This is a genomic window from Zoogloea sp., assembly GCF_028693495.1.
Lineage (GTDB): Bacteria > Pseudomonadota > Gammaproteobacteria > Burkholderiales > Rhodocyclaceae > Zoogloea.
In genome coordinates this window covers 1-14,932 of the sequence record NZ_JAQUVG010000036.1, presented here as the reverse complement: position 1 = coordinate 14,932, position 14,932 = coordinate 1, and the positions used below count along the sequence as shown (strand labels likewise).

Annotated in this window: 17 protein-coding genes and 1 tRNA gene; 13 read left to right on the top strand and 5 right to left on the bottom strand. The window is 63.2% G+C overall.

What is annotated here, in order from left to right; genetic code table 11:
• Positions 1–22 precede the first annotated feature (22 nt).
• The 6 genes from bioB (at position 23) to PHD22_RS07845 (ending at position 4,673) form a co-directional block, all read left to right on the top strand.
• Positions 23–1,015, top strand: a complete 993-nt coding sequence (gene bioB, locus PHD22_RS07870) for a biotin synthase BioB (protein WP_299864710.1) — start codon at positions 23–25, stop codon at positions 1,013–1,015.
• Between the two features lie 14 nt (positions 1,016–1,029).
• Positions 1,030–1,917, top strand: a complete 888-nt coding sequence (bioC, locus tag PHD22_RS07865; RefSeq protein ID WP_299864707.1) for a malonyl-ACP O-methyltransferase BioC — start codon at positions 1,030–1,032, stop codon at positions 1,915–1,917.
• 2 nt (positions 1,918–1,919) lie between these two features.
• The gene (locus PHD22_RS07860) at positions 1,920–2,567 is read left to right on the top strand and encodes a pyrimidine 5'-nucleotidase (protein WP_299864704.1); all 648 of its coding nucleotides are present in this window, start codon (positions 1,920–1,922) and stop codon (positions 2,565–2,567) included.
• Between the two features lie 35 nt (positions 2,568–2,602).
• Positions 2,603–3,679 (top strand): 3-deoxy-7-phosphoheptulonate synthase, encoded by a 1,077-nt coding sequence (locus PHD22_RS07855; protein WP_299864701.1) that lies wholly within the window; start codon positions 2,603–2,605, stop codon positions 3,677–3,679.
• Positions 3,679–4,509, top strand: a complete 831-nt coding sequence (serB, locus tag PHD22_RS07850) for a phosphoserine phosphatase SerB (RefSeq protein ID WP_299864699.1) — start codon at positions 3,679–3,681, stop codon at positions 4,507–4,509. The genes PHD22_RS07855 and serB overlap by 1 nt, the downstream gene beginning before the upstream one ends.
• Before the next feature lie 89 nt (positions 4,510–4,598).
• Positions 4,599–4,673, top strand: a tRNA-Val gene (locus tag PHD22_RS07845).
• Between the two features lie 188 nt (positions 4,674–4,861).
• On the opposite strand, the gene PHD22_RS07840 is transcribed toward PHD22_RS07845, so the two are convergent.
• On the bottom strand, positions 4,862–5,467 hold the full coding sequence (locus tag PHD22_RS07840) for a DUF4114 domain-containing protein (RefSeq protein WP_299864697.1): 606 nt from the start codon (positions 5,465–5,467) through the stop codon (positions 4,862–4,864).
• A 413-nt stretch (positions 5,468–5,880) separates the two neighbouring features.
• Here PHD22_RS07840 and PHD22_RS07835 point away from each other — a divergent pair, with 413 nt between their 5' ends.
• Positions 5,881–6,483 carry a c-type cytochrome gene (locus tag PHD22_RS07835; RefSeq protein ID WP_299864694.1) on the top strand — a complete coding sequence of 201 codons (603 nt, stop codon included), beginning with the start codon at positions 5,881–5,883 and terminating at the stop codon, positions 6,481–6,483.
• A gap of 63 nt (positions 6,484–6,546) precedes the next feature.
• On the opposite strand, the gene PHD22_RS07830 is transcribed toward PHD22_RS07835, so the two are convergent.
• Both PHD22_RS07830 and PHD22_RS07825 read right to left on the bottom strand, forming a co-directional pair.
• Positions 6,547–7,824 (bottom strand): NAD(P)/FAD-dependent oxidoreductase, encoded by a 1,278-nt coding sequence (locus tag PHD22_RS07830; protein WP_299864691.1) that lies wholly within the window; start codon positions 7,822–7,824, stop codon positions 6,547–6,549.
• Positions 7,825–7,834: 10 nt separating this feature from the next.
• Positions 7,835–8,149, bottom strand: a complete 315-nt coding sequence (locus tag PHD22_RS07825; protein ID WP_299864688.1) for a c-type cytochrome — start codon at positions 8,147–8,149, stop codon at positions 7,835–7,837.
• Between the two features lie 223 nt (positions 8,150–8,372).
• On the opposite strand from PHD22_RS07825, the gene PHD22_RS07820 reads away from it, so the two are divergent.
• Genes PHD22_RS07820 through PHD22_RS07805 form a run of 4 tightly spaced genes read left to right on the top strand, consistent with a single transcriptional unit; the run spans position 8,373 to position 11,385 of the window.
• On the top strand, positions 8,373–9,404 hold the full coding sequence (locus PHD22_RS07820; RefSeq protein WP_299864685.1) for an amino acid ABC transporter substrate-binding protein: 1,032 nt from the start codon (positions 8,373–8,375) through the stop codon (positions 9,402–9,404).
• Entirely contained in the window at positions 9,404–10,045 is a 642-nt protein-coding gene (locus PHD22_RS07815) for an ABC transporter permease subunit (protein WP_299864682.1), read from the top strand. Before PHD22_RS07820 ends, PHD22_RS07815 begins: the two co-directional genes overlap by 1 nt.
• 12 nt (positions 10,046–10,057) lie before the next feature.
• The gene (locus PHD22_RS07810; protein WP_299864798.1) at positions 10,058–10,351 is read left to right on the top strand and encodes an ABC transporter permease subunit; all 294 of its coding nucleotides are present in this window, start codon (positions 10,058–10,060) and stop codon (positions 10,349–10,351) included.
• Complete coding sequence (locus tag PHD22_RS07805) at positions 10,348–11,385, top strand: amino acid ABC transporter permease (protein WP_299864679.1); 1,038 nt, start codon at positions 10,348–10,350, stop codon at positions 11,383–11,385. The genes PHD22_RS07810 and PHD22_RS07805 overlap by 4 nt, the downstream gene beginning before the upstream one ends.
• Here the strand turns inward: PHD22_RS07805 and PHD22_RS07800 are convergent.
• Complete coding sequence (locus PHD22_RS07800; RefSeq protein ID WP_299864676.1) at positions 11,382–12,284, bottom strand: LysR family transcriptional regulator; 903 nt, start codon at positions 12,282–12,284, stop codon at positions 11,382–11,384. The two genes, PHD22_RS07805 and PHD22_RS07800, sit on opposite strands and share 4 nt — an antisense overlap.
• Before the next feature lie 100 nt (positions 12,285–12,384).
• Between PHD22_RS07800 and PHD22_RS07795 the strand changes: the two genes are divergently transcribed.
• Together PHD22_RS07795 and PHD22_RS07790 are read left to right on the top strand one after the other, a co-directional pair.
• Positions 12,385–12,987, top strand: a complete 603-nt coding sequence (locus tag PHD22_RS07795) for an FMN-dependent NADH-azoreductase (RefSeq protein ID WP_299864673.1) — start codon at positions 12,385–12,387, stop codon at positions 12,985–12,987.
• 24 nt (positions 12,988–13,011) lie between these two features.
• Entirely contained in the window at positions 13,012–13,872 is an 861-nt protein-coding gene (locus tag PHD22_RS07790) for a pirin family protein (RefSeq protein WP_299864670.1), read from the top strand.
• Between the two features lie 50 nt (positions 13,873–13,922).
• Here the strand turns inward: PHD22_RS07790 and yddG are convergent, their stop codons facing one another.
• Positions 13,923–14,828, bottom strand: a complete 906-nt coding sequence (gene yddG / locus PHD22_RS07785; RefSeq protein WP_299864667.1) for an aromatic amino acid DMT transporter YddG — start codon at positions 14,826–14,828, stop codon at positions 13,923–13,925.
• Positions 14,829–14,932: the final 104 nt, after the last annotated feature.

Below are 14,932 nucleotides of genomic sequence, written 5' to 3'. Positions count from 1 at the left end.
AGACAATAAAGGGTGCATCACCATGACCGCAACCGTCGCCCAAGCAGAGAGCGCTCCGGCCACCACAACCCCCTCCTCAGCCCGCAAGCGCTGGACCGTCGCCGAAGTCGAGGCCCTGTTCGCCCTGCCCTTCAATGACCTGATCTTCCGTGCGCAAAAGGTGCACCGGGCTCATTTTGACCCCAACGCCGTGCAACGCTCCACCCTGCTGTCGATCAAGACCGGCGGTTGTTCAGAAGACTGCGGCTACTGCTCCCAGTCCGCCCGCTACGACACCGGGCTGGAGAAGGAGTCCCTGCTGCCCCTGAACGAAGTCCTCGACAACGCCCGGGCAGCCAAGGCCAAAGGCGCTTCCCGCTTCTGCATGGGTGCCGCCTGGCGTGGCCCTAAGGAAAAAGACCTCGCGCCCGTGCTCGACATGGTGCGCGAAGTGAAGGCCATGGGCCTGGAAACCTGCGTCACCCTGGGCATGCTCAAGGAAGGCCAGGCCGAGCAGCTCAAGGAAGCCGGGCTCGACTACTACAACCACAACATCGACACCGCCCCGGAATTCTACGGCCAGATCATCACCACCCACACCCTGCAGGATCGCCTGGACACCCTCGCCAAGGTACGCGATGCAGGCATCAACGTGTGCTGCGGCGGCATCGTCGGTCTCGGTGAAACCAAAAAAAGCCGCGCGGCGCTGATCGCCGAACTGGCCAACATGAATCCGCCGCCGGATTCCGTACCCATCAACAACCTGGTGCAGGTGGAAGGCACGCCGCTGGGCAAGGCAGAAACCATCGATCCCTTCGATTTCGTCCGCATGATCGCGGCGGCCCGGATCACCATGCCGGAGAGCCATGTACGCCTTTCCGCGGGTCGTCAGGAACTGGGTGAGGGAATCCAGGCCCTGTGCTTCATGGCCGGTGCCAATTCGATTTTCTACGGAGAGCGTCTGCTGACCACCGACAATCCGGATGCGGATGCGGACGATGCCCTGTTCGCCCGCCTGGGCCTCAAGTCCGTCTGAGAAGCCCCTCCCCGATGAGCCAGCCGGATTTTCAGCTCGACCCGCGCCTCGTGAGACGACGGGCCGGACGGGCCGCTACGGAGTATGCCGGCGTCGACCCCCTGGCCCGGGAGATCTCCCGCCGCATGGCCGAGCGTCTGGCCTACATCCGTATCGAGCCCCGACGGATCCTCGATCTGGGCTGCGGCCCGGGATCCGACCTGGCCGCCCTGGCCGAACGCTATCCGGGCGCTCCCCGGGTGGCGGTGGATGTGGCGCAGGCCATGCTCACCCAGGCCCGGGGTGAAAAAGGTTTTCTCAAACGCCTGCTGGGTCTTGGCAAAGCCACAGCGCCAGATTTCATCTGCGCCGATGCGGCAGCCCTTCCTCTTGAACGGGGCTGCATGTCGCTGGTGTGGTCCAACCTGATGCTCCAGTGGATGCACGACCCCCTCCCTGCCCTGAAGGAAATCCATCGGGTGCTGGAGGTCGGTGGCATGCTGATGTTCTCCACCCTGGGTCCGGACACTCTCAAGGAGCTACGGGCCGCACTCCCACCCTCCCGGCACGAGCACCTGCACCGATTCATCGACATGCACGACCTGGGCGATGCCCTGGTTAATGCCGGCTTCTCCGACCCGGTCATGGACATGGAGATGATCACCGTGACCTACACGCGGCTGGACGACCTGTTCCACGACCTGCGTGCCAGCGGCTCCGGCAACGCGGCGCAGACCCGTCCGCGCAGCCTGACGGGCAAGGCGCACTGGACAAGCTTGCGCAGCAACTACGAACAGCTGCGCCGGGAAGGCCGCCTTCCTGCCACCGTCGAGGTGGTCTACGGACACGCCTGGAAGGCCGCACCCAAGGTGTCCGAGGACGGACGCCCCATCATTCGCTTCGAGCCCCGCAAGCCGGCCTGATCATGCCCCCAACCTGGCTGTTCGATCTGGACAACACGCTGCACAACGCCAGCCCACATATCTTTCCCCACATCAACCGGAGCATGACGGACTACCTCATGCGGCACCTGCAGCTGGATGAACGGTCAGCCAACCGGTTGAGGGTAAATTACTGGCATCGCTACGGCGCCACCCTGACCGGCCTGATGCGCCACCACGGCACCCGGCCCGAACATTTTCTGCATGACACCCATCAATTCCCGGAACTGCACCGGATGGTGGTTTTCAATACGGCCGTACGCCATGTCCTGCGTCGCCTCCCCGGCAAGAAAATCGTCTTTTCCAACGGACCCCGCCAGTATGCGGAAGCAGTGCTGGACATCATGGGCGTCCGCACCCTGTTCGCCGATGTCTTCGCCGTCGAGCAGATGCGCTATCACCCCAAGCCCCGCCTCACGGGCTTCCAGCACCTGATCCGGGATCACCGGCTCAATCCGCGACGCTGCATCCTCGTGGAAGACAGCGCCGACAATCTCCGCACCGCCAAACGTCTGGGCATGAAGACCGTCTGGATCAGCCGCAGCCTGCGCCAGCCCGATTTCGTGGATTGCCAGCTCCCCTCCGTGCTCGGTCTGGCCCGACATGGAATCCGGACCCTGACTTCGGGGTAAAATGCCGGATTACGCTCTTCACCAGCGAGTCCGTCATGCCTAATTCCAAGACTGAAAACCTGAATATCGCGGCCTTCGACCGCATGCCTTCGCCGGACGAGATCACCGCCCGCCTGCCCCTCAGTGAAACTGCCGCCAAGGTTGTCCTGGAAGGCCGGCGTACCCTTCAAGCCATCCTCGACCGCAAGGACCCCCGGGTTTTCGTGGTCGTCGGCCCCTGCTCCATCCACGACCCGGTCGCGGGCCTGGACTACGCCCGCCGGCTCAAGCAGCTGGCCGACGAAGTCTCCGACACCCTGGTGCTGGTGATGCGCGTGTATTTCGAGAAGCCCCGCACCTCCACCGGCTGGAAAGGCTACATCAATGATCCGTACATGGACGACTCCTTCCGTATCGACGAAGGCATGGAAAAGGCCCGCCGTTTCCTGCTGGAAGTGAATGAAGCCGGCCTGCCCACCGGAACCGAAGCCCTCGACCCCATTGCACCCCAGTACTATGGTGACCTGGTGGCCTGGACGGCCATCGGAGCCCGCACCTCCGAATCCCAAACCCACCGGGAAATGGCCTCCGGCCTGTCCACCCCGGTCGGTTTCAAGAACGGCACCGATGGCTCCCTTGATGCGGCAGTCAATGGCATCCTTTCGGCATCCCACCCCCACAGCTTCCTCGGCATCAACGGCCAGGGGCAGTCCTCCGTCATCCGCACCCGGGGCAACGCCTACGGTCATGTGGTCCTGCGCGGCGGCGGCGGTCGCCCAAACTACGACACAGTGTCGGTCTCCCTCGCTGAAAAGGCCCTCACCAAGGCCAGGCTTCCGGCCAACATCGTGATCGACTGCTCCCACGCCAACTCCTGGAAAAATCCGGAGTACCAGCCTCTGGTCATGCGTGATGTGGCCCACCAGATCCGCGAGGGCAACCAATCCATTGTCGGCCTGATGATCGAAAGCAACATCGAAGCGGGCAACCAGCCGATCCCGGCCGATCTTTCCCAGTTGCGCTACGGCTGCTCGGTAACCGATGCCTGCGTGGACTGGAGCACGACCGAAGCCATGATCCGCAATACCCGTGACATCCTCCGGGAGATCCTGCCCAAACGGAGCGCTGACTGATGAACCTGGTCGTCCAGGGGACTCGGGTCGAAACCCGGGCCCTGAAGGATCTGTCTGCCCTGACCAGCTCCGATGGGATCGGCCGGCTGGGCAACAATGCCTTCCGCCTTCTCCACGCCCAGCCCCACCCCGATGTGCTCGCCTATTGCGAGCAGCACCAGCTCGATCACGCCTTCATCCCGGAAGATAGACGGCTGACGGATTTCCGTCTGTTCGTCACCGACATGGACTCCACCCTGATCAATATCGAATGCATCGATGAGATCGCCGACATGCAGGGGCTGAAGGCGGAGGTCGCAGCCATCACCGAAGCGGCCATGCGGGGTGAGCTGGATTTCCGGGCCTCCCTGACCCGGCGGGTCGCGCTGCTCGAAGGGCTGGCAGAGGATGCCCTGGGACGGGTGTTCAACGAACGGCTGCGCCTCAACCCAGGCGCAGAAAAGCTGATTGCCGGCCTCAAGCAGGCGGGCATCACCACAGTGCTCGTGTCCGGCGGCTTCACCTACTTCACCGACCGCCTGCAAAAACAACTGGGCTTCGACTACGCGGTGGCCAACGAACTGGAAATCCGGAACGGCAAGCTTACTGGCAGGGTCAAGGGGGACATCATCGACGGAGAGGCCAAGCGGCACACCTTGCGGATGGTCCGCCAGCACCATGGATTCAAACAGGATAGTGTCGTTGCGGCCGGCGATGGCGCCAACGACCTCCCCATGCTCGGAGAGGCAGGAATCGGCATCGCCTACCACGCCAAACCGGTTGTGCGGGAAAAGGCAACCCACGCGCTGAACCACAGCGGCCTCGACGGCATCCTGCATCTGCTGGGCTGACAGATACGACGGTTCAGGAAAAAAACGGGGAAAACCATAAAAAACTTGACGCATCACGAAAGCATCTCTATAATTCTTTCTCACTCGACGGGCGGTTAACTCAGCGGTAGAGTGCCACCTTCACACGGTGGAAGCCACTGGTTCGATCCCAGTACCGCCCACCACATAAAAACGCATTGTTTCAGTAGTTTAAAAGACAGTGCGTGTCTAGTAAGACAACAAAAACAGGCGCCCATAGGCGCCTGATTTTGTTTGTGTCTCTACCCGATGCAGGTCAACCCTGCAAATCTCAAAGCGATGTGCAGATAAAAAGCCGGGATGGCCCGGCTTAGGTATTAATGCTCTGCTCTGCTTAGGAGGCTTGCGGTGCTTTCCGCCTGCGAATGAACCCCAAGCCCGCTGCGCCCAAGCCAGCGAGCACGAGAGAGGCAGGTTCGGGAACGCTGTTATTACGGTCGATGACGTTGGTCAAAACAAATTTGATGTCGTCGTAGTTAAAGTCCCCGCCGCCTTCCAGATCTTCAAAGGCAATAAATGTGCCCTCAGGAATCAGGTTGTCACCCGAGTACTGGCTCGAATAAACGTGGTTTACGCCATCAGAGTTCAAGCTCACGTCCGAATACCAGGGTGCGACGTTGCCCGGGTTGATGTTACGGATCATGAAAACCAGAGCATCCCCAGCGTTGGCCGGACCAAAATTGAACGTTTGCCCATAGCTGGACGTGTAGTTGTTCAAACCATAAAGACCCGTATTAACCCCATTGATCAGCAATCCAAGTTCGAGACTATATCCGCCGGTCCCTCCTGCAAAATACACAGAGACATCACCACTACTGGCAGCAACATATGAGTACGTTGTTGAATTCTGCGTTCCCGGCTCGCCGTAGGGGGCAGGCGCTGCATATGCAGAAGCGCCAAATACGGCAGAGACAAGCAGCAAGGCGAGATATTTTTTCATGAAATAGAAGGCATTTAATATTTTGACAGAAGACAGAAAGCAAAGTCTATGCCTAAAAATTTTTTTTAATTAAAACAATAATTTAAATGTAAAAAGAACGAAATATAGACTGACCCGTGTAAATTATTCCGACACTCTTTTGAGTCAAGCAGCCATATCCGGACTATTCAAAGTCCAACTCCGCGGGGCAGCTTTCATTTAGTTCAGGGCCGTGGCAGAGCCTGGACAACATAGCCCTCGAAACGTAGCATTGGTGTGGCTGTTAAAGATGATGACGCTGGTTCGATCCCGGTACTGCCCACCAGATTCCAGCACACAGGCCACGCAAAGCGTGGTCTTTGCTTTCCGGCAGGATTTCAGGAAACAAGACTGTTCTGATGCGTTTCACCAGATCAAAACAAGAGAAAGCCCGCATGAAAGGGAGACGTGTTGCTGTCACACTCGTCCTGGGGGTCGTCTTTGTGCAAGTGGGTACGGCTGCTGATCTGAAACGCGCCGAAGAGATTGTTGGGGGGCGCTGCTTCCTGTGTCACGGCATGGAGGGGGAAAACGCGTCGGCGCTCTACCCCCGCCTGGCGGGACAACACGCGCAATACATCGCCAGGCAACTGAGCGACTTCAAAAACGGTCAGCGCCAAAGCGAGACCATGACCAGCATGGTCAGCGACCTGACACCCGGCGAGATGGACGCGCTGGGCCGGTATTTCGAAAACAAGCAGCCGGGTCGCGAGACCGTGAGCGACAGCGAACTCACCCGCCTGGGGCAGATCATCTTCGCCAGCGGCAAGGCCCCTGCAGGGGTGGCCTCCTGCGCCAGTTGCCACGGGGAAAAAGGGCACGGTACCGCCCAGTTGCCCCGCCTGGCAGGCCAGCATGTGCCCTACCTGGAAAACCGCTTGAAACAGGGGCACAAACAGGCGCGCACGAACGACAGCATGGCGATCCACGCCGGGCCCCTCAGACTCACGGAGCTGGAAGTGAAGGCCGTCTCCGCCTACATGGCCATCCTGCAGTAGCCTCGAGCGGCGGACAAAAAACGGGCCACGTCTCCAGTGGCCCGTTTTTGGTGCTGCAGATGTTCAGGCAAGCATGTCGGCCCAAATGTTCTTCGCCCAGGACAAGGCGTACTTGCCCTCCAGTTCGTTGGCCGCCGCCGACACGCCGCCGGCCCCGGCAACCGGCATGACGGTCTTCTTGGCCGCATCGTACTGATGCACCGACGCCACGTGAATCACGTTCCTGGAATCCACAAAGCTGTAGCAGGTGTTCATCACCACGGGGGCAGGACTCGGCGCCTCTCCGGCCAGCAGGTTGAGGATCGCCGCGGCCGCCACCTTGGCGTGCTGGTTAGCCATGTGGCCAGACTTGGGCATCGTGGGCGCCGGAAAAATCGCATCGCCGATCACATGTAGCCCCGGCGTATTGACGGACTCGAAACTCAGCCAGTCGATGTCCACCCAGCGGTTATTGATCAGCTTGAGGCCGGAGCGGGCAGCAATGTTGCCCGCCCGCTGGGGCGGCACCACGTTCAGGACGTCCGCCTTGACCTTGTCGAACTCCAGCACCGCCGTACGGCTGGCGGCATCCACTTCCCGGAGCTCGCTGCCGGGGCGGTATTCCAGGATGCTCTTGTACTGTTCGAAAGCCTTGGTGAACAGGCCCTTCTTGGAGATGATTTCCTCATTGGCATCCAGCACCAGCACCTTGGAACGGGGCTTGTGCTGCTTGAGATAGTTGGCCACCAGGCAGGCCCGCTCATAGGGGCCCGGAGGGCAGCGGTAAGGGGCCTTGGGAATGGTCAATGCATACACGCCCCCATCCCGCATGTCTTCCAGCTGCTTGCGCAGGGCCACCGTCTGGGCCCCCGCCTTCCAGGCATGGAGGACGGTTGCCTGGGCGGCATCGCTCTCCAGGCCAGGCACCTGATCGAACATGAAGTCGATGCCCGGCGACAGCACCAGCCGGTCATAGCTCAGGGTACCCCCCGAGGCAAGACGAATACTGCGGCTGGCCGCATCGACCCCAACCACCTCATCCTGGAGTACCTTCACGCCCCAGGTGTTGCGGAGTCCCTCGTAGCTGATCGTGATGTCCGCCAGGGTCTTGTCGCCGCCGATCACCAGGTTGGAGATCGGGCACGAGATGAACTGGGGCTGGCGCTCCACGAGGGTGACATCCACCCCCTGCTGGCTCCACATGCGCAGATATTTGGCCACGGTCGCCCCACCAAAGCCCCCGCCCACCACCACCACATGGCCACGGGGGCGGCTGCCTGCGGCACAGCCCGCCAGGCCCGGTACCGCCGCCACGCCCACTGCCGCAGAGGAAGCCTTCAGAAAATTGCGTCGATTCGTCATGGCCTGCCCCTCACTTGCGCGCGGCAAAATAGGCCGCGATCTGTTCCAGTTGTGCTTCCGAGTATCCCTTGGCGATCTGGTGCATGATCGTCGCGGGCTTGGCCCCCGAGCGGAAATCCATCAGCTTCTGCAACAGCTTGTCCTTGTCGCCCCCCGCCAGGGATTCGGCGCCCGAACCCGGCACGGAACGGCCTTCGGAGCCATGGCAATTGGCACAGGTGGCCGCAAGGTTGCGCGCCAGATTGGGATCGGGACGGGCATCGGCCTGGGCCACCCCCAGGGTTCCCAGCAGGCACAGGGCCGCAGTCCATCGGAACAACATCATCGTTTTTTCTCCTTGGTTTCGCCGCGAAGGCGAGGGCTCACGGTCTCTGGCGGCTATTGTTTTCCGGGGGAGCCTCCCGCCGCAAGCCGACATGCCCGTCGACATGCACGCCAGCGGCCTCTACCCCGCCCATTGGCGCCTACATCGGGCGATCTGCCCCTGCTGCTTTGCATCAGACGCCCGAAGACCGATAAGCTATACAGCCAACGCTCTTCCCCTTCCCATGCTCAACATGCGCCGCTTCATTCCGCTGCTGGCCGCCACGGCGGCCCTTTCCCTTGTTTCCGCTCCAGCATTGGCGGGCAAGACCCTTGACGCCATCAAATCCCGCGGCCAGTTGAGCTGCGGCGTGAGCACCGGCGTGATCGGTTTCTCTTCCGCAGACAGCCAGGGGAACTGGAAAGGGCTTGACGCCGATCTGTGCCGCGCCCTGGCTGCCGCCGTGCTGGGCAATCCGGACAAGGTGCGCTGGGTGCCGCTGAGTTCCCAGCAGCGCTTCACCGCACTCCAGTCGGGCGAAGTGGATGTGCTCTCCCGCAACACCACCTGGAGCCTCACCCGCGACGCAGGTCAGGGCCTGCACTTTGCCGGCGTCGCCTACTACGACGGGCAAGGCTTCCTGGTCGCCAAAAAAACCAGGGTCACCAGCGCCAGGCAGCTCAAGAACGCTGAAGTATGCGTGCAATCGGGCACCACCACCGAAAAGAACCTGGCCGACTACAGCCGCGCCCAGGGGATCAAGATGAAACCCGTGGTCTTCGACAAGTTCGAGGCCTCCCTCAAGGCTTTCTTCAGCGGCCGCTGCCAGGCCTACACCACCGACGCCTCCGCCCTCGCCTTCATCCGCGCCAAGGAAGCCCCCAATCCCGACGACTACCTGATCCTCCCGGAAATCATCTCCAAGGAGCCCCTCGGCCCTGCGGTGCGCCGGGGCGACGACGAATGGTTCGCCATCGTCAAATGGACCCTCAACGCACTGATCGAAGCGGAAGAGCTGGGCATCACCCAGGCCCGCGTGGACAGCCTCAAGTCCTCCCCCGATCCCGCCGTGCAGCGCTTTCTGGGCGTTGGGGAAGACCTGGGCAAATCCCTCGGCCTGGATCGGGAGTGGGCCGCACGGGCCATCAAGGCCGTGGGCCACTACGGCGAGATCTTCGAACGTCACCTGGGTGCTGCCTCGCCCCTCAAACTGCAGCGGGGGCTCAATGCCCAGTGGAACAAGGGCGGCCTGATGTACGCCCAGCCCCTGCGCTGATGCGGCGGGCGGCGCTGGTCCAGGGGCTTGTCCTCGCCCTGATCGCCCTGCTGCTGTGGCTGCTGGCCGACACCACGGCCAGCCATCTGGCCCAGAGGGGCATTCGCAGCGGCTTCGACTTCCTGCTCGAACCGGCGGGCTTTGCCCTGGGCGAGAGCCCCATGGCCTTTGAACCCGCCGACGCAACCTGGCGCGCCTTCCTGGCCGGGCTGCTCAACACCCTGCGGGTCGCCCTGCCCGGCGCCCTGCTGGCCGTGCTGCTCGGCATCCTGCTGGGCTTCGGCCGCCTCTCCGACAACCCGGCGGCCCGAAGCCTGTGCGGTACGGTGGTGGAAGGCATCCGCAACCTGCCACTGCTGCTCCACCTGCTCGCCTGGTATTTCATCCTCACCGACCTGCTGCCCACGACCGAAGCCGCATTCCATCCGGCACCGGGCCTCTATCTCAGCAAATCCGGACTGGCCCTGCCCTGGTGGGGCGACACCGGCTGGGAGATCCCCGAACCCGCCGGCTTCGGCATCGAGGGCGGCGCCCGCCTCACCCCGGAATACCTAGCCCTGCTGATTGGCCTGTCCAGCTATGCCGCGGCCTACATCACCGAAACCCTGCGCGGAGCCATCGGCGCCCTGCCCCCGGGGTAAAAACACTCGGCGCTGGCCCCGGGCCTGTCCCCCCCGCAAGCCTTCTGGCTCGTCCTGCTCCCGCAAGCCTGGCGGGCCGCCCTGCCGCCCGTCACCAGCCAGTTGCTCAACCTGTTCAAGAACGCCTCCCTGGGTGTGGCCATCGGCTATCCCGATCTGCTCTCGGTGGCCGGCACCAGCCTCAACCAGACCGGTCGCGCCCTGGAATGCCTGAGCATTGTCATCGGCATCTACCTGCTGCTGTCCCTGCTGGCCGCCACCGTCGCCGCGCGCCTGGAACGACGCCAGTACCGGAACGCCCCATGATCGCTCGCCTGCGCCGCAGCCTGTTCTGCGATGCCCTCCAGACCCTGCTCACCCTGCTGAGCCTGGGCTGCATTGCCCTGGTGCTGCCGCCCCTCTTCCAGTGGGGCCTGCTCAACGCCCATTTTTCTCCCGACGTGGCCGCCTGCGAGGCGCTCCAGGGACGGGGCGCCTGCTGGGGCGTAGTGGCCGAGAAAGCCCGCTTCATCCTGCTCGGCCGCTACCCGGACGAACTGGCATGGCGACCCATGCTGGCCAGTGGGCTGATCCTGGGCGGCTGGCTTGCGGGGGCCCAGGGCTGGCTTCGGGGAACACGCCTTCTGGTCGCCCTGACCCTGCCGCCCTTCCTTGCCGTGGCCCTGCTGGGCGGCGGTTTTGCCGGGCTCACACCGGTGCTCACCGAGAACTGGGGCGGCCTTCCCCTCACCCTGCTGCTCACAGGCGTCGGCATGGCCACCGCCCTGCCCCTGGGCATGGCCATCGCCTACGGGCGCCGCAGCGGACTGCCGGTGGTGGAAGGCCTGCTCACTGCCTACGTGGAGCTGTGTCGGGGCATCCCGCTGGTGGCTGCGCTCTTCGTCGCCTCCTTCCTGCTCCCCCTGCTGCTGCCCGACAGCCTCGGCCTCGGCATGCTCGAACGGGTACTGCTGGCCATCGTGCTGTTTGCCAGCGCCTACGTATCGGAAATCCTCCGGGGCGGGCTGCAGGCCTTCCCTCAAGGCCAGCAGGATGCCGCCGCCGCCCTCGGCTTGGGCCGCTGGCAGATCCAGCGCTGGATCGTGCTGCCCCAGGTGCTGCGTCACGTCAGCCCGTCCCTGGCCAACAGTGCCATCAGCCTGTTCAAGGACACCTCCCTCGTCACCGTGGTCAGCCTCTACGAGCTCACCGGAAGCCTGGGCCTCGCCCTGGCGGGAGACGCCCAGTGGCGCCCCTTCTACCTGGAAGCCTGGCTCTTCATCGCAGCCCTCTACTGGCTGGGCTGCCTGCTGCTGGCGCGCATCAGCCGACGCCTGGAAAAGTCCCCCGCTCCGCGCTAAGGGATGTCCGCCCCCGCCACCGTCTCGCGGATGATGTCCGCAAGGCGCAGCACGCCCGGCCCGGCCCCGTCCGGATCCGCCAGCACCATGTACATCTCCACAAAGCGCCGCTCAGCGCCATCCAGCGGCAACGCCTTCAAGCGGCCTTCGGCCAGATGGGCAACGATCAATGCCTCGGGGTACCACGCAAACCCATGCCCCGCCACCGCAGCGGCAATCGACATGAACAGGCTACTGAAGGTCCAGCGCTGATCCACCTCCACGCTCTGACTGCGGGAACTGCGGGTGGAGCTGGTTTCCCGCACCACCAGATGCCGATGGGCCCGCAGATCCCGCTCGGTGAGGGTACGCCCCCGGGCATGGAGCGGATGGTCGGGATGCGCCACCGCCAGCAAGCGCTGACGCATCAGCGGCTGCCCCAGAAAGCCCGGCGGCACGTGGGGCGTGACCGCCAGATCGGCACGGCCCGTCAGCAAGGCCTCCCCCGTGCCCCCCAGTACCGATTCGATCACCTCCACCCGGGTGCGCGGCGCCTCCTGCCCGAAGCGGGCCAGACAGGACAGCAGCACCGGCGGCGGAAACAGAATCTCCACCGCCAGACCGATCTCCGGCTCCCAGCCCGCCGACAGCTTGCGCGCCATCTGCTCCAGGTCCGCCGCCTCGGCCACCAACGCCAGCGCCCGGCGGTACAGCATCTGCCCCGTACCGGTGAGCACCGCCTTGCGCCCCTGGATCCCGAATACCTCCACCCCCAGCACCGACTCGATCTTCTGCACCGCGTAGGTCACCGCCGACTGACTCTTGTGGAGCCGTACCGCCGCCTGGGCATATCCCCCGGCATCCACCACCGCAATCAGGGCACGCCACTGGTCCAGCGCGATGTGAGGAACAGAATTCATATCAATTCATTCGATAGATTTACGCTAAATCTTGTTCTTTTTTATCTTTCTTGTAAATCGTTTAATACATTCATCGATCACCCTGACGGAGAAACACACCATGACCACCCTGCTCAAGATCAACGCCAGCCTGTTTGCCAACAACGGTCAATCCAGCCAGCTCGCCGACCGCTACGTGGCCGCCCGCGTCGCCGTCAACCCCGATATCCAAGTGGTGACCCGCGACCTGGCCGCCGAGCCTGTGCCCCACCTGGATGCCGCCCGCTTCACCGCCTTCCTCACCCCCGCCGAAGAACGCAGCGCCGAACAAGCCGCCGTGGTGGCCTTCTCCGACGCCCTGATCGAAGAACTCCGCCAGGCCGACGAGATCATCATCGGCGTGCCCATGTACAACTTCGGCATTCCCTCCACCCTCAAGGCCTGGATCGACCACGTGGCCCGTGCCGGCGTCACCTTCCGTTACACCGCCACCGGCCCCGAAGGCCTGCTCAAGGGCAAGAAGGCCGTCATCCTCGCTGCCCGCGGCGGCCTCTACGCCGGCACCCCCGCCGACACCCAGACCGGCTACCTCCAGAGCGTGCTGGGCTTCATTGGCATCACCGACGTGGAATTCGTCTACGCCGAAGGTCTCAACATGGGTGAAGAGAGCAAGACCAAGGCCCTCGACGCCGCCCACCAGCGCGTTGCCGAACTCACCGCCTGACCCTCAAACCCCCAGGAGCCCATCATGACCCTCCGCAGCCTCCAGCACATCATCCCGTCCATCCCCGTGTCCGATGGAGCCGGCGTCAAACTGCGCCGCAGCCTGGGACAAAGCCAGGGGCTGCGGCTGGACCCCTTCCTGATGCTCGACGAGTTCGCCTCCGACAACCCGGACGACTACATCGCCGGCTTCCCCCCCCACCCCCACCGGGGCTTCGAAACCGTCACCTACATGCTCGCCGGCGACTTCGAACATCAGGACCACCTGGGCAACAAAGGCCACCTGCGTGCCGGCGGCGCCCAATGGATGACCGCCGGCAAAGGCATCATCCACTCGGAAATGCCCCTGCAGAAAGAAGGCCGCCTCCACGGCTTCCAGTTCTGGATCAACCTGCCCGCCCGCGAAAAGATGAAACCCGCTGGCTACCGGGACATCCAGCCTGAAGAAATCCCCACCGTCGCCCTCGCCGACGCCCAGGTCAAAGTCGTGGCCGGCGAAGTCATCACGGCCAACGGCCCCGTCACCGGCCCCATCCAGGGCATCTCCACCGCGCCCCTCTTCCTGGATGTACGCCTCGACGCCGGAGGCAGCTTTGAACAGGCCATCCCCGAAGGCCACAGCGCCTTCGTGTATCCCTACGCCGGCAGCCTGCTGATTGGCGCAGACGGACAACAGAAACCCCTGCCCGCCCGCCAGGCCGGCGTGCTCTCCAACGGCACCACCGCCCGCGTCAGCGCCGGCGCCGGCGCCGACGGCGCATGCTTCCTCCTCCTCGCCGCCCGCCCCCTGGGCGAACCCGTGGTGCAATACGGCCCGTTCGTCATGAACACCCGGGAAGAAATCGAACAGGCGCTGGATGAATATCGGCGAGGGGTGCTGGCCTGAATCGGCCCGCGGCCGATCCAGGCTTCCGAGACGCGTCCGCGATGGTCCCCCTAAGCGGACGCCACTTTAGGGGGTCGGCGTCGGGTCGCAAGCCAACACAAGATCGACCCCACGCACACCAGCGACGTCCCCTGCCAGAACGCAAACGACAGGGGCGCCTGGAGCAGCGAGGCGGCCAGCGCAGCGGAAAACACCGGGATGAAATACGAAGCCCCGGCGAGGACCGTGACGTTGCCGTGCAAGATGCCCACATTCCAGGCCGCATACCCAAACCCCATCGCCGCCGCGGCCAGCGCCAGGTAGGTGAGCGCCGGAACACTGAACACCATCGCCCCCTCCCCCGAATCCAGATACTTGGCCCACAGCGCCATGGCCGTCAGCATGAAGAACAGAGTGATGCCGTTCTTGCCGCCGGCAATCCTGGTGGTCACCGTGCAATACGCCGCCCAAATCACCGCACCCGCAAAAGCCAGGCCGTAGCTCAGCGGATTGTCCTGGATGTTCCTCGAGATGCCCTCAAGCGCCAACCCCTGGTTGCCCCCGAGCACCAGACAGATCCCGAGAACAGCGATGAAGAAACCAGGAACGATCAGCCAACTCCACCGCTGCTTGTTGAAGAAGATCGCCCCCAGGATCGTAAACGCCGGCCACAGATAATTGACCATACCCACCTCAATCGCCTGGCGGCTACTGGTTGCGTAACCAATGGACAGGGAAAGGCAGACCTCATAAGAAACAAACAGGCTGCTTCCCCAGAAGAGATAGGCACGGGGAAACGCGCTGATTTTTGGAAGACCCACCGTCAGCACCAGCAACACCGACGCCACGGTGTACATCAACGAAGTTCCCCCTGTCACACCGAGGTTTTCAGTGACACCACGAACCAAACCCACCGTCGCACTCCATAACAGGATCGCAAGGAGTCCGATAAAGGTCGCTTGGGTACTATTTTTCATGAAGGCTTACTTCTTGTTGCGATGCTTGGGTTTCGGCAACCCGCCTTCGAAGCGCATCGTTGCCGGCGTAAATAGTAAACCCTGGAGGATTCAATTACCCGCTT

Coding starts and splice junctions, on each gene's coding strand:
- bioB (WP_299864710.1), top strand. CDS start 23: ATGACCGCAACCGTCGCCCAAGCAGAGAGCGCTCCGGCCACCACAACC.
- bioC (WP_299864707.1), top strand. CDS start 1,030: ATGAGCCAGCCGGATTTTCAGCTCGACCCGCGCCTCGTGAGACGACGG.
- PHD22_RS07860 (WP_299864704.1), top strand. CDS start 1,920: ATGCCCCCAACCTGGCTGTTCGATCTGGACAACACGCTGCACAACGCC.
- PHD22_RS07855 (WP_299864701.1), top strand. CDS start 2,603: ATGCCTAATTCCAAGACTGAAAACCTGAATATCGCGGCCTTCGACCGC.
- serB (WP_299864699.1), top strand. CDS start 3,679: ATGAACCTGGTCGTCCAGGGGACTCGGGTCGAAACCCGGGCCCTGAAG.
- PHD22_RS07840 (WP_299864697.1), bottom strand. CDS start 5,467: ATGAAAAAATATCTCGCCTTGCTGCTTGTCTCTGCCGTATTTGGCGCT.
- PHD22_RS07835 (WP_299864694.1), top strand. CDS start 5,881: ATGAAAGGGAGACGTGTTGCTGTCACACTCGTCCTGGGGGTCGTCTTT.
- PHD22_RS07830 (WP_299864691.1), bottom strand. CDS start 7,824: ATGACGAATCGACGCAATTTTCTGAAGGCTTCCTCTGCGGCAGTGGGC.
- PHD22_RS07825 (WP_299864688.1), bottom strand. CDS start 8,149: ATGATGTTGTTCCGATGGACTGCGGCCCTGTGCCTGCTGGGAACCCTG.
- PHD22_RS07820 (WP_299864685.1), top strand. CDS start 8,373: ATGCTCAACATGCGCCGCTTCATTCCGCTGCTGGCCGCCACGGCGGCC.
- PHD22_RS07815 (WP_299864682.1), top strand. CDS start 9,404: ATGCGGCGGGCGGCGCTGGTCCAGGGGCTTGTCCTCGCCCTGATCGCC.
- PHD22_RS07805 (WP_299864679.1), top strand. CDS start 10,348: ATGATCGCTCGCCTGCGCCGCAGCCTGTTCTGCGATGCCCTCCAGACC.
- PHD22_RS07800 (WP_299864676.1), bottom strand. CDS start 12,284: ATGAATTCTGTTCCTCACATCGCGCTGGACCAGTGGCGTGCCCTGATT.
- PHD22_RS07795 (WP_299864673.1), top strand. CDS start 12,385: ATGACCACCCTGCTCAAGATCAACGCCAGCCTGTTTGCCAACAACGGT.
- PHD22_RS07790 (WP_299864670.1), top strand. CDS start 13,012: ATGACCCTCCGCAGCCTCCAGCACATCATCCCGTCCATCCCCGTGTCC.
- yddG (WP_299864667.1), bottom strand. CDS start 14,828: ATGAAAAATAGTACCCAAGCGACCTTTATCGGACTCCTTGCGATCCTG.